Genomic DNA, 12,431 nt, shown 5'->3' on the forward strand with positions numbered 1-12,431 from the left:
CGGTGGCCGGGCTTTACCGCTGCACCTTCAAGCCGAGATAGATGCTGTTGGCGGTGTAGTCGCGGCCAGGCAGGTTGCTGGTGAGCTTCTCGGTCCTGGCACGGGTGGTGAGGCCGGCGTAGCGGTTCAGCCACCATGTCAGCCCGGCTTCGGCGCTCAGCACCCTGTCATGGCCGTCTATGCCGATATAATCGCGCCAGTCCAGGCCCAGCGCGGCATTGCCGGTCAGGTTGGCGCGGATCTGGCGTTCGGCCGTGAGGCGACCGGAATAGAGAATGTCGCCGCTTTCACCTGCGGTGGTCGTGGGCTCGACCGTGGTCCGCCCGGTCAGGCCGATCGTGGTGCCGCGTTCGGGCGACCATTTCAGGTCGGCATCCACGGTGGCACCCGCAATCGCCCCCAGGCGGTCGTCGTCGATCGCTTCCCGGAGCCAGCCGGCCGAGAACTCGCCGGCGAGCTTCTCGCCCATGTCGAGCTCGAGGCCGGCGCGGGCACCGAGCCGCGTCGATGAACGCTCGAAGCCTTCATTGTCGAAGCGTTGGTCATAGGCCCTGCGCCCGAGCTCGATTTCGGTGAAAGGCGTAAGGGCAGGGGAGATTTCGTAGCCGGTGCGCAAGGTCGCCGTATAAAGCGTGGAGTTGCGATCCTTCTGCGACAGCGAGGTGTCGTCAGAAAGCTTGGCGTCGCCGTAGAAGTCGTGCGAGACCGCGCCGGTCAAGGTGTATTGCGCCTTGCCGACGTCCTTTTCGATGCCGAGGCTGCCGTCGATGGTCTGGCGCAGCGGCTGCTTGCTGACGCCTGCAATGGCGTCGGGCGACGAGGCCGATTCCGGCACGGCCTCGTAACCGAGCTTGGCGACGGCGCGCTGCTCGTTGTCGAGGTCGACATTGAGCTGGCCCTCGATGCGGCCTTGCTCATTGTGAACCGGGTAGCCCGAGACGGTTTCGCGGAAGAGGCCATAACCGTCAATGGTCGCGGAGTTTTCGCGCCAGTCGGAGGCAGCGGAAAAGCGCAGCGCCGTCTCGGACAGCAGCGCCGATTTGCCGGCACTGCTGGAATCGCCGTTCGAGGTGGCGGTCAGGCCTTGTTCCAGCGTCGGCCTTATGACGAAAGAGCCCCATTTGACGCCCGGTGCGGCGAACGGATCGTCCTCGGCTTTCGTCTTCTGTCCTTCGATGGAAGCCGTGCGTTCGGCGCCCGGATCGAGCTTCTGTCGGTCGACGCTGTCAATGGTGACGGCGCGGCGGTTGGCAGTCTCCTGGTCGGTGCCGGTGCCGATGGCGTCGGCATCGTCGGCTGTCGTCGTGCTGGCGGTCGTGGTCGCGTCGGTCGTCGCGGTGGTGTTCTTTTTCTTTGTCTTCGCCTTGTCGGCGGCCTTGTCCGCATTGGCCCGCCTGGTGGCCGATGGCAGGCGTGGCTTGGGCGGCGGCGGATTGCCGGCGGTCGCGTCGTCACCTGCCGTCGGCGGATCGAAGATGCTCCCGGCGGGCGAGGCGGCATCGCTATCGTCGGAAACAGCGCCGGCGCTGGCGGGCAGATAGGTGCGCGAGGGGGTGTCGTCCTGCCCGGCGGCGTTGGCCGGCTGCTGTTGACCCTGGCCGGCTATGGCGGCCAGTCTCGCCTTGCGCTGCTGGTCGGACAAGATCGCCGATTCCGAGACCTCGCCGCGCAATTCCGTTTCCTGGGCGAAGGACAGGGTCGGGCGCAGCAGCCCGAAGATGCTGGTCGCCAGCAGCAAGGCGCAGGCAGCCTTGCTCTTTCGCCTTCTCGTCTTTCCTGACTGGGCCCCGGACATCGCCACCACTGCTTGCGCGGCGCGAGCGCGCGCCATACTTACCGAACCGTAAATGGGGATGGTTAACGGAGGGTTGAGGCGGAGGGCGATTGCTGTTCCAAGCGCTCATTGTTCCAGGCCTCGACATTTGTGAGCTTGCGCTTCGTTCATCCGGACTGCTGTCTCAGACGGTCGGGGGAGGCATTTCCGTTGGACAGGCGCGGCACAAAGCGCTAATCGCATCGGCCATGGATGCGCGATCCCTCGACAAGAAGCCGTTGGACAGACAGGCCTCTATCGCTTCGGCGCTAAGAACGGTGGCGACCGAACAGGCGGGAGTGGCGGCCCTGGCCGAGGCGCTCGAAAACGGGCTGGCGAAGCCGTTTGCCGAAGCGGTCGACATGATCTCGCGGATCGAAGGCCGGGTCATCGTCACCGGCGTCGGCAAAAGCGGCCATATCGGCTCGAAGATCGCCGCGACCTTGGCCTCGACCGGAACGCCGGCCTTTTTCGTTCACCCCGCTGAAGCCAATCACGGCGATCTCGGCATGATCGCCAGGGACGATGCCATCATCGCCATGTCATGGTCGGGCGAAAGCAAGGAGATGATGGGCATCGTCGCCTATTCCAGGCGCTTCTCAATCCCGCTCATTGCAATCACGTCCGGTGAGACATCGGCGCTGGCGCGCGCCGCCGATGTCGTGCTTTTGCTGCCGCGAGCGCCGGAAGCCTGCCCGCACGGGCTGGCGCCGACGACATCGGCACTGCTGCAACTGGTGATGGGCGACGCACTGGCGATCGCCCTGCTCGAGGCGCGGGGTTTCACGCCCGACCATTTCCGCACCTTCCATCCCGGCGGCCAGCTCGGCGCCAACCTGATGCAGATCCGCGAGATCATGCATGTCGGCGAGAGGTTGCCGTTGGTCGTTTCGGGCACCGGCATGCAGGACGCGATCCTGGAGTTGTCGCGCAAGGGCTTCGGCTGCGTAGCGGTCACCGCTGCCGACGGCGCGCTGATCGGCATCGTCACCGATGGCGACATCAGGCGTCACATAGGCAGCAACCTGACGGCGATGACCGTCGATGAGGTGATGACGAGATCCCCCAAGACCGCCGCGCCGGACACGCTGGTGGCGACCGCGCTGCAGACGATCAACAATTCAGCCATCACCAGCCTGATGGTGGTGGAAGGCAAGAAGCCGGTCGGGCTCGTTCATCTCCACGATCTTTTGCGCATCGGCGCCGCGTAGAGCAGTTCACCGTTTCACGGAAACGGCGAACTGCTCTATCTCTTTGTTTTTGCACAATTCCGGACGGAAAACCGTACACATTTTTCTTGGAATTGCGCTAGCGCGGAGCCGGTTTCACACTCGCTCGACGGTCAGTTCGAGATCGGTGTCGGCGGCGCCGGTGACGCGCACCTGGGTGCCGGCCGGCAGGTCAGGGCCAGAGACGCGCCACAGCGTGTCGCCGAGCCTGATGCGGCCGCGGCCGTCGCGGATCGGTTCGGCCAGCGTCGCCATCCTGCCGATCATCTGCGCGCCACGACGGTTGAGCAGCGGCTGGTCGGTCGGCTCATTGCGTCCACCGATGAGTTTCTTGCCGACCAATGCCGAGACCAGCGACAGCGCGAGGAAGGCGAGCACCTGGACCTGCCAGGTCCAGATGGCCGCATCCCAGACCAGCAGCGATACCGCGCCGACGATCAGCGCGGCGATGCCGGTCCACAGCATGAAGATGCCCGGTGCGATGATTTCCATCGCCAAAAGCACGAAGCCCAGAACCATCCAGTTCCACGGGCCGAGTTCGGAAACGATGCGGTCGATCATGGTTTTGATCCACTCACAAAGACATTAGTTGTCGCTCGGCCTGACGACCGGAGGTCGTGAGACCTGCCGTTGCGTGCCGGCCGGCCCGTCGCCCTTGAACACTTCCCTGGCGATCTCGCCGATGCCGCCCAGCGAGCCGATCAGCGACGACGCCTCGAAAGGCATCAGCACGATCTTGCTGTTGGTGGCCGAACCGATCTTGCCCAGCGCCTCGGTGTATTTCTGGGCGACGAAGTAGTTGAGCGCCTGCACATCTCCCTTGGAGATCGCTTCCGATACCACTTGCGTGGCGCGGGCTTCCGCTTCGGCGGAGCGCTCGCGTGCCTCGGCATCGCGGAAGGCGGCTTCCTTGCGGCCTTCGGCCTCGAGGATCTGCGACTGCTTGAGGCCCTCGGCGGCAAGGATCTGCGCGCGTTTGTTGCGTTCGGCCGTCATCTGCCGGCCCATCGATTCGATCAGGTTGGCCGGCGGATTGATATCCTTGATCTCGACGCGGGTGATCTTGATGCCCCAGGGATGAGCCGCTTCGTCGACCACGCGCAGCAGGCGCTCGTTGATGGCGTCGCGGTTCGACAACAACTCGTCGAGGTCCATCGAACCCATCACGGTGCGGATGTTTGTCATGGTCAGGTTGAGGATGGCGTTCTGCAGGCCCGAAACCTGGTAGGCCGCCTGCGCCGCGTTGAGGATCTGGAAGAAGGCAATGCCGTCGACGCCGACGATGGCATTGTCGCGGGTGATGATCTCCTGGCTCGGAACGTCGAGCACCTGCTCCATCATGTTCATCTTGGCGCCGATGCGATCGATGAACGGCACGATGAGGTTGAGGCCTGGCGACAGCGTTTTCGTGTAACGGCCAAAGCGCTCGACCGTATAATTGTAGCCTTGCGGGATGGTCTTTATGCCTTTGAACAGCACCAGCACGACAAGGGCGACCAGAACAATAATCGCGATATCGAAACCACTGAAATCCATTTGGCTCTCCCTCAAAAGGCAAGCCATGGGAGCCATTCTCCCGCAGCCGGCCTCAGCAAACAGTTAAGTGTGTTTCAACAACGTTACAATCAGGTGATGAGGGATTGTTTGTGTCGCTGCTGCCGATGGCTGAAGGCGAACAGGCTTGCGTCCGAATCTTGCGATCCGGCGATGGCGGCAGAAACGATTTCGGAAGCGATTTGCGAGAAGGCGATGCCGTTGCCGCCATAGCCCATCACGGCCTGGATGCGCGGATGCCCGGGGATCGCGCCGATATAGGGCAGGCCGGTGGTCGTTGTGCCGAAGGCGCCGGTCCAGGCGAAATCGGGCCTGGTGTCGAGATCCGGGAACAGGCGGCCGAGCTTCCTGGCCAGTCTCAGGCTCTTGCCGGCGATCAACGCGTCACGCCGTTCCTCGTCGATGAAATCCTCGTCTTCGCCGCCGCAGATCACCCTGCCGTCGGCTGTCGCCCTTGCATAGAGATAGGGGTCCGATGCTTCCCAGATGAGGGCGGCGCCTGGCCAGATCTTGCGCGGCTGCGGGCGTGTGGCGATGGCCCATGTCGAGATGACCCGGTGGGCCGCCGCCGGCACGATGTCGGTCAACTCGTAGCCGGTCGCGAGCAGGACGTGCTGCGCGGTGATTGTGGGGCCGCCCCTGGTGGCGACGACGACCTCCTTGGCGCTGTCTTCGATCGTGGTCGCCTCGACCGGGGCGTAGAGGCGCGCCCGGCGCTCCAGCGCCTTCAGCAGCAATCCGGCGGTCAGTTTGCGCGGATCGAGCGCGATGTTGCCATGGCTGAGGATGGCGCCGTCGCGCTCGATGCCGAATCGCGCGGCCAGCGGCGCAGGGGCGAGATAGGTCGCGGCGATGCCCGCCTGTCGCCGCGCCTCGGCTTCGTCACGCAGTTGCGATGGGCCGAGCGCGGTGCCGGCCAGATAGAGCGAGGGGACGCGGCTCAGGCGGCAGTTGATGGAGAGTTCGGCTATGCGGCCGGCAAGGTTGGAAACGGCCAGACGCGAGCGCCGCCACGCCTGCTCCGCCGAAGCCTTGCCGATCATCCTGGCGAGCGCCGTCAGCGGCTGGTCGATCTCGAACTGCACCAGGGCGGTGGTCGCCGACGTAGACCCTCTCAGCGGGCCGCGCCGGTCGATGCAGATCACGGAACGGCCGTCCGCCGTCAGCGCTTCCGCGATCATGGCGCCGCTGATGCCCATGCCTATCACCAGCACATCCGCCTTGGCGTCACGGGCCAGAGCGGTTGTCGGGACAGCGGGTGCCCGATAGGCGGACCAGACTGGCCGGCCGCTTCTGAGGTCGAGCTTGCGGGGCATCGATGGTCTCCGGAAGGCGCGCCTCAACGCCCCGGAACGTCCATTGTTCCCGGGTTCAGATCCAGCCGGACAGTTCGCGCCGCACCATCGCCTCGATCACCGCCATGCCTTCCGGACTGTCGTTGAGGCAGGGGATGTGGGCGAATCTCCCGCCGCCGGCATGATGGAAGGTTTCCGCCGCCTCGCGGCCGATCTCGTCCAGCGTTTCGATGCAGTCGACGGAAAAGCCCGGATTGACGATGGCGATCGATTTGACGCCATCCTTGGCCAGTTTCTCCACCGTCTTGTCGGTGTAGGGCTGCAGCCATTCCTGTGCGCCGAAGCGCGACTGGAAGGTGGTGATCAGCTTCTTCTCGTCCCAGCCGAGCCTCTCGCGCAGCAGCCGTGTCGTCTCGAGGCAATGCTCGCGGTAAGGATCGCCCTTGTCGGAATAGGGTTTGGGGATGCCGTGGTAGGAGGTGATGACCACCTCCGGTTCGAAGTCGAGGCTCGCCAGATGCCGTTCGATCGAACAGGCGAGCGCCTCGATATAGACCGGTTCGGCATAATAGGGCGGCACGCTGCGGACGGCCGGCGCCGCGCGCATCTTCATCAGCGCCCGGAACAACTGGTCATTGGCAGTCGCCGTGGTGGTGGCCGAATATTGCGGATAGAGCGGAAAGGTCAGGATGCGGTCGCAGCCCTGCGCGACCAGGCTTTCGGCGACGCTCGCGGTCGAGGGATTGCCGTAGCGCATCGCCCAGCCGACGATGACGTCGGGCAGGTCGCGCAATGCCACGGTCAGCTTTTCGGCCTGGGCGCGGGTATAGGTGCGCAGCGGCGACTCGTTGTTCTCCCGATTCCAGATCCTGGCGTAGTTGGCGCCCGACTTCTTCGGTCGCGTGGTCAGCACGAGGCCGTAAAGGATCGGATACCAGATCGCCTTGTTGAGTTCGATGACGCGCGGGTCGGACAGGAATTCACGGAGATAGCGCCACATCGGCCTGAAATCGGTGCCGTCCGGCGTGCCGAGATTGACCAGCATGACGCCGATCTTGCCCGCCTTGGCCGGCGAATGTCCGACCGGTCTCGGTCCCACGGTTCTCGCGGGCTTGGCGTCGACAGGGCTGGAAGGCGGCATTTGCGGGTCTCCGAACACGGCGCGAAAGTAGCGATGCCGCGTTGCTTTTCAATGCAGCGTCTGGCCGCACCGCCCAAAACAGGACGCCCGCCCTGTTTTGGGCGGGTGTCCCTGCGCGCAAAGGCGAAGACGATTATCTCGGCGGCAAGGTCAAGGTCGCTCCGACCGGAAGCCGGCGCGGCTCGTAGCCCTTGTTGGCTTCGGAAATGACTTTCCACCTGGTGCCGTCGCCATAGGCCTTCTTTGCCAGGTCCCAATAGGTATCGCCGACGACGATGACATGGCTGGTTTCGGCCGGTGCGGCCTCGGCGGGCTTTGCCGGCTCAGCCGGCGCGGGTGCCGCCGGGGCGGCTTCGGCAGGCTTTGCCGGTTCCGCAGGTGCTGGCGTTGCCGGAGCGGCAGGCGTTGCCTGTGCAGGCGCAGGCGCCGCCTCGGTCGGCACCGCCGGCGGCGTGTTGGCGATATCGCCGGAGTTGGCAGGCAGGTCGGGCATTGCTTCGGCCGGCTTGGCGGGCTCCGCCGCAGGTGCGGCCGCTGTCGTTGCGGCGATCTCGGTGATGCGGCCGTCGAGCTTGGGCGTGTAGGGCCGGTGCGCGCCGAGATAGTCGGCGACCACCTGTTCGAGGCCGGGGCCGTAATCATAGGCGTTCTTGGCCTTTTCGGCGAAAACCTTGTAGCCGTCGCCGCCCTGGCGGACATAGTTGTTGGTGGCGACCAGATAGTCCTTGTCGGGATTGAGCGGCGTCCAGGCGCCGTTCTCCATCACCTCGACAGACTTGACGCGGCCGGCATTGGGCGCCGCCGATTTGTCGAAGGCGTATTTCAGGCCGGCCACCTGCGGGAAGCGGCCGGCGCCGTCCTCGACCTGGCTGAGGCCGCTTTCGAGCCCGGCAAGCAGGTCCTTGCCCGAGATCTGGAAGGTCGCAAGCGTGTTCTGGAAGGGCAGCACGGTCAGCACCTCGCCCATGGTGACGGTGCCCTTGTCGATCGAGGCGCGCAGGCCGCCGCCATTGGAGATGACGATCTCGACGCCCTGTCCCTTGACGCGGTCGAGGATGGCGTCGGAGACGAGATTGCCCATCGCGCATTCGCGGGCGCGGCAGCTCTCGCGGCTGCCGTCGATGACGTCGGTCGTCTCGGCCACTTCCTTGTTCTTAAGCGCTTCGATCGGCGCGCCGAGCTCCTTGATGCGGGCGAGCACGGCGGGATCGGGCGTGATCGACTTGTCGAGGAGGATCGGGTCGCCGCTCGCCGACTTGACGACGCCATTGTCGTCGAACACCACCTTGAACTCGCCGAGATATTTCGAATAGGACGCCGCCTGCACGACCGGTACCTTGTAGCCGTCCGGATTGTCGACCATGGTCGGATAGGGGCCTGCCGCCTTCGGATCGGTGTTGGACAAAAGCGTATGGCTGTGGCCGCCGACGACCACGTCGACGCCCGAGATCTTCGCTATGACATCGCGCTCCCTGTTGTAGCCGATATGGGTCACGGCAATGATCTTGTTGACGCCCTCTCCCTTCAGCTTCTCGACCTCCGCCGTGATCGACTTGACGTCGTCCTCGATGGCGATGTTGGGGCCGGGAGTGGCAAGTTCGGGCGTATCGTTGGTGACGGCGCCGATGATGCCGATCTTCTGGCCGCCGACCTCGACGACGATGGACGGCTTGACGCGGTCACCGAGCTTGGACTGCGCGTTGGCTTTCACATTGGCGCCGAGCACGGGGAACCTGATCATGTCGAGGAACGGCGCCAATGCCGTTTCGCCGTCGTCGAATTCATGATTGCCGAGCGCCATGGCATCGAACTTCATGTCGTTGAGGAACTCGCCTTCGGCCTTGCCCTTGTAAGTCGTGTAGAACAGCGAACCCTGGAAATTGTCGCCGGCGCTGAGCAACAGCACGTTCTGGCCTTCCAGCTTCTTGCGCTCCTGCGCGATCGCCGTGACCAGCCGGCCGGCTCCGCCGACGCATTCGCCCTTTGTCTCCTCGTCGGCCGAGCAGGTGGATTCGTATTTGTTGTTGCTTTCGATGCGGCTGTGCCAATCATTGATGTGCAGGATATTCAGCGTGTAGTCGGCAAAAGATGCGCCGGCCGACAGGCCCAGCGTCGACGCAGAAAGGGCGGCAATGGCGGCAAGCTTCTTCATCTTCGTCTCCCGGATAGGCTGATCAGAGCCGTTTAGCGCTCTTGCTTGACCGGTCTATAACAGCCGGCTTTTTCAGCCATGTTCCCATCGCGTTCCGGAGCATGCAAGGGGAAATCGGGGCAAAACCCCGTTGATCTCTGCGGGGCAAAAAAAGGACGGCGGCCATTGGCCGCCGTCCTTGGAGGTCTGAATGCCTGGTGGTTCAGGCGCGCCGGGTCAGTACGAAATTCTGGCCGGAGCCGCTGGTGCAGTTGAGCTGGCTGGTCGACACAAGCAGGCAATTGAAGCTCACCGGCGTCTGCCGGATCAGCGAGGTTCCGTGGATCTCGACCGATGTGGCGCCGGTCATCGTATAGGTGCCGTCGGACAGCTTCTGGCCGGTGTCGGTCGCCACTGTGGTGAAGGTTCCGCCGGCAAAGGTCGAAAGACCGGTGCCCTTGGCATCGATCCAGGAGCCTTCGACGCCCTTCGGCGCGGCCCCTATCGACGGCTCGTCGGGACCGCTGGTTGCACAAGCGGCCAGCCCCACCATCGTGGCCGCCGCAACACTCATCGAAAGAATCGTGCGCGCAATGGTCATGTAAAAATCCTCTCCTCGCCCGTCGGCCCGAAATCGGAAAACGACTTCGGAAAGCACGGTGCATGCATCCAAGTTTCAAGAGCGCAGTTCATGCGTCCAGATGGACGCGGCTTGCTCCCGTCCGCATCCTTCAATCGCCCGATTTCCGGGCGATTGCAAGGCAGTGAGGCATGCGTGGCGCGACGCTATCGCACCAGGATGTTGCGGAATTGCCACGGGTCGTTCCGGTCGAGGTCCTCCGGAAACAGGCCGGGCCGATTATCGAGCGGCGTCCAGTCGGTATAATAGCCTTTCACCGGTCCGAGATATTGCGACTGTACGTCCAGACAGCGCTTGTAGTTCATCTCGTCGGCCTCGACGATGCCGGCTTCGGGGTTCTCCAGCGCCCAGACCATGCCGGCCAGAACCGCCGAGGTGACCTGCATGCCGGTGGCGTTCTGGTAGGGCGCCAGCTTGCGCGCTTCGGCGAGCGACAATTGCGAGCCGTACCAGTAGGCGTTCTTGTCATGGCCGTAGAGCAGCACGCCGAGCTCGTCGACGCCGTCGACCAGTTCGTTTTCGTCGAGCACATGGTGTACCGGTTGCGCCTTGCCGGCGGCGCCGAACATTTCATGCAGCGACAGCACCGCGTCGTTGCAGGGATGATAGGCGTAGTGGCAGGTCGGGCGGTACTGAACCTTGCCCTTTTTGGACCGCACGGTGAAGAAGTCGGCGATCGAGATCGCCTCGTTGTGGGTCACCAGGAAGCCGTATTGCGCACCTGGCGTCGGGCACCACGAGCGCACGCGCGTGTTGGCGCCGGGCTGCTCCAGATAGATTGCGGCCTTGGAGCCATGTTTGTGTTTCTTGCCGTTCTTGGGCATCCATTTCTCATGCGTGCCCCAGCCGAGTTCGGCGGGCTGCAAACCCTCGGAGATGAAGCCCTCGACCGACCAGGTGTTCCAGAACACGTCCATCGGCTTCGGCTTCTTGGTGCGCTGGGTGTCGCGCTCGGCGATATGGATGCCCTTGACGCCGGCCTTCCTCATGAGCTTCGCCCAGCCCTCGCGGTCTTCCTGCGCGGGTTCCGAAAACTCGAGGCCGAGATCGGTGGCCAGGTTGACCAATGCCTGCTTGACGAACCATGAGACCATGCCCGGATTGGCGCCGCAGGTGGAGACCGCCGTCGCGCCGCCGGGCTTGTCGTGCTTTTCCTTCAGCAGCGACTCGCGCAACGCATAGTTGGTGCGGCTGGCATTGTCGGCCTCGGCATCGAAGTAGAAACCGAGCCATGGCTCGACGACCGTGTCGATGTAGAGCACGCCGAGCTTGCGGCAGAGCCGCATCAGGTCCACCGAGCCGGTGTCGACCGACAGGTTGACGCAAAAACCCTGGCCGCCGCCATTGGTCAGAAGCGGGGTCAGGAGCTTCTTGTAGTTCTTCTCGGTAACAGCATCCTGCATGAAGGTGATGCCACGCTCGTCGAGCAGCGCGCGGTCGGTGCCGAGCGGGTCGATGACCGTCATGCGCGATTTGTCGAACTTGAAATGGCGCTCGATCAGCGGCAGCGTGCCCCGTCCGATCGAGCCGAAGCCGATCATCACCACAGGGCCGGTGATCTCACCGTAAACGGGCCAGTTTTCATTCGCCATTTTATCGAGCACTCCTTCAGACAGGTGCAAAACCCGGGCATTCTCGCCCAACGGGCATGCGCTACATCACAGATCATTGTCATAAACCAGTGAAAAGCGCCAACCGCCGGTCAGGCGGCGTTCGTCATTTGGTTAAGGACGCCGACCAGCCGGTCGCGGTCCGATGTCAAGCCCTTGTAATCGAGCTGGGCGATGTCGAGCGCTTCGAGCTGGGCAGCGAAAGCCGGAGCCAACGTGGCCCGGTCGGAGTGATGCGCCAACGCCGCCAGCGGGTCGAGATGAATGCGGATGGTGAACAGGATGTCGCCCGAGACGGGCAGTTTTCGAAGCGTCTGCCGCTCGACGCGGATGAAGGCGTGGGCATTGACGTCGCCATCGGCAAATCGCGACGGGCGGCCGGCGGCGCGCTCGATGCGCTCGACATTGGACAGCGGGTGGTAGAGCGCACCGCCCGATTGAATCGACCAGTTGTAGCGCTCCACGGCCTGACCCTGGAGGCCGTCGAACATGCGGTTGATCAGCTCGGCCGGGCGCGTGCCCGGGCCAAAACCCGGCACAGGCGCATGGATCTGCTGCAAGGGCTTGCCGAATTTTTCGAGCAGCGACCATGACGAGGGAAAGCAGAGCGAGCCGGCGGCGAGCCGCCAGCCGTCGTCGCCGCGGCGCATCAGGATCAGGTCTTCCTGGACGAGCAGCGAGGCCGCGACAAGCGGCGCCTTGGCGAAGTCGCCCCCGGGATTGCCGCCGGCGGCGATCACCTCGACCCCGCCACTGGCACGCCGATGGGTTTCGGGAAATACCTGCGGCAAGTGCGCTTCGAGCAGGTCGAGCACTTCGCGCTGGGCATCGCGCGTGCCGTCTTCCTCGACGAACACCGTGCCGGGGATTTCGGCATAGAGGCGGCGCTTCTCGGCAAGGAACGGCAGGAGGTGTTCGTCGACTTCGATCCAGTCGGCCAGGGCAAGCGGCTTCAGCCCGATGGTGAACAGCTTGGACGAGCCATCATAGGGCGTGTGGGTGGGCAGGGATGTCATGC

Annotated in this window: 10 protein-coding genes; 1 reads left to right on the forward strand and 9 read right to left on the reverse strand. The window is 64.1% G+C overall.

The features are described 5' to 3' along the window. Window positions 1-13 precede the first annotated feature (13 nt). Window positions 14-1,795, reverse strand: coding sequence for an outer membrane beta-barrel protein (locus LB532_RS18125; RefSeq protein WP_181169435.1), 1,782 nt, complete (start codon window positions 1,793-1,795; stop codon window positions 14-16). Between the two features lie 227 nt (window positions 1,796-2,022). On the opposite strand from LB532_RS18125, the gene LB532_RS18130 reads away from it, so the two are divergent. Next, the gene (locus LB532_RS18130) at window positions 2,023-3,024 is read left to right on the forward strand and encodes an SIS domain-containing protein (protein WP_140641656.1); all 1,002 of its coding nucleotides are present in this window, start codon (window positions 2,023-2,025) and stop codon (window positions 3,022-3,024) included. Between the two features lie 114 nt (window positions 3,025-3,138). Here the strand turns inward: LB532_RS18130 and LB532_RS18135 are convergent, their stop codons facing one another. From LB532_RS18135 to LB532_RS18170, 8 genes are all read right to left on the reverse strand, one after another. Further along, window positions 3,139-3,603, reverse strand: a complete 465-nt coding sequence (locus tag LB532_RS18135) for an NfeD family protein (protein ID WP_140641654.1) — start codon at window positions 3,601-3,603, stop codon at window positions 3,139-3,141. Between the two features lie 24 nt (window positions 3,604-3,627). Then, on the reverse strand, window positions 3,628-4,578 hold the full coding sequence (locus LB532_RS18140) for an SPFH domain-containing protein (RefSeq protein ID WP_140641653.1): 951 nt from the start codon (window positions 4,576-4,578) through the stop codon (window positions 3,628-3,630). Window positions 4,579-4,667: 89 nt separating this feature from the next. Next, complete coding sequence (locus tag LB532_RS18145; protein ID WP_140641652.1) at window positions 4,668-5,912, reverse strand: NAD(P)/FAD-dependent oxidoreductase; 1,245 nt, start codon at window positions 5,910-5,912, stop codon at window positions 4,668-4,670. Between the two features lie 55 nt (window positions 5,913-5,967). Further along, the gene (gene hemH / locus LB532_RS18150; protein WP_140641651.1) at window positions 5,968-7,032 is read right to left on the reverse strand and encodes a ferrochelatase; all 1,065 of its coding nucleotides are present in this window, start codon (window positions 7,030-7,032) and stop codon (window positions 5,968-5,970) included. 133 nt (window positions 7,033-7,165) lie between these two features. Further along, the gene (locus LB532_RS18155; RefSeq protein WP_140641650.1) at window positions 7,166-9,184 is read right to left on the reverse strand and encodes a bifunctional metallophosphatase/5'-nucleotidase; all 2,019 of its coding nucleotides are present in this window, start codon (window positions 9,182-9,184) and stop codon (window positions 7,166-7,168) included. 202 nt (window positions 9,185-9,386) lie between these two features. Beyond that, on the reverse strand, window positions 9,387-9,764 hold the full coding sequence (locus LB532_RS18160) for a hypothetical protein (RefSeq protein ID WP_140641649.1): 378 nt from the start codon (window positions 9,762-9,764) through the stop codon (window positions 9,387-9,389). Window positions 9,765-9,949: 185 nt separating this feature from the next. Beyond that, window positions 9,950-11,395, reverse strand: coding sequence for a homospermidine synthase (locus LB532_RS18165; RefSeq protein ID WP_140522394.1), 1,446 nt, complete (start codon window positions 11,393-11,395; stop codon window positions 9,950-9,952). Between the two features lie 110 nt (window positions 11,396-11,505). Continuing rightward, a complete protein-coding gene (locus LB532_RS18170; RefSeq protein ID WP_140641648.1) occupies window positions 11,506-12,429 on the reverse strand; it encodes a heme-dependent oxidative N-demethylase family protein in 924 nt (307 codons plus the stop codon). Between the last annotated feature and the right edge of the window lie 2 nt (window positions 12,430-12,431).

This window comes from Mesorhizobium sp. ESP-6-2, from assembly GCF_020164675.1.
Classification (GTDB): Bacteria; Pseudomonadota; Alphaproteobacteria; order Rhizobiales; family Rhizobiaceae; genus Mesorhizobium.

Bases quoted from the DNA above. Each gene is read 5' to 3' on its own strand.
- LB532_RS18160 (WP_140641649.1), bottom strand. From the start codon at position 9,764: ATGACCATTGCGCGCACGATTCTTTCGATGAGTGTTGCGGCGGCCACG.
- LB532_RS18145 (WP_140641652.1), bottom strand. From the start codon at position 5,912: ATGCCCCGCAAGCTCGACCTCAGAAGCGGCCGGCCAGTCTGGTCCGCC.
- LB532_RS18165 (WP_140522394.1), bottom strand. From the start codon at position 11,395: ATGGCGAATGAAAACTGGCCCGTTTACGGTGAGATCACCGGCCCTGTG.
- LB532_RS18170 (WP_140641648.1), bottom strand. From the start codon at position 12,429: ATGACATCCCTGCCCACCCACACGCCCTATGATGGCTCGTCCAAGCTG.
- hemH (WP_140641651.1), bottom strand. From the start codon at position 7,032: ATGCCGCCTTCCAGCCCTGTCGACGCCAAGCCCGCGAGAACCGTGGGA.
- LB532_RS18130 (WP_140641656.1), top strand. From the start codon at position 2,023: ATGGATGCGCGATCCCTCGACAAGAAGCCGTTGGACAGACAGGCCTCT.
- LB532_RS18135 (WP_140641654.1), bottom strand. From the start codon at position 3,603: ATGATCGACCGCATCGTTTCCGAACTCGGCCCGTGGAACTGGATGGTT.
- LB532_RS18155 (WP_140641650.1), bottom strand. From the start codon at position 9,184: ATGAAGAAGCTTGCCGCCATTGCCGCCCTTTCTGCGTCGACGCTGGGC.
- LB532_RS18140 (WP_140641653.1), bottom strand. From the start codon at position 4,578: ATGGATTTCAGTGGTTTCGATATCGCGATTATTGTTCTGGTCGCCCTT.
- LB532_RS18125 (WP_181169435.1), bottom strand. From the start codon at position 1,795: ATGTCCGGGGCCCAGTCAGGAAAGACGAGAAGGCGAAAGAGCAAGGCT.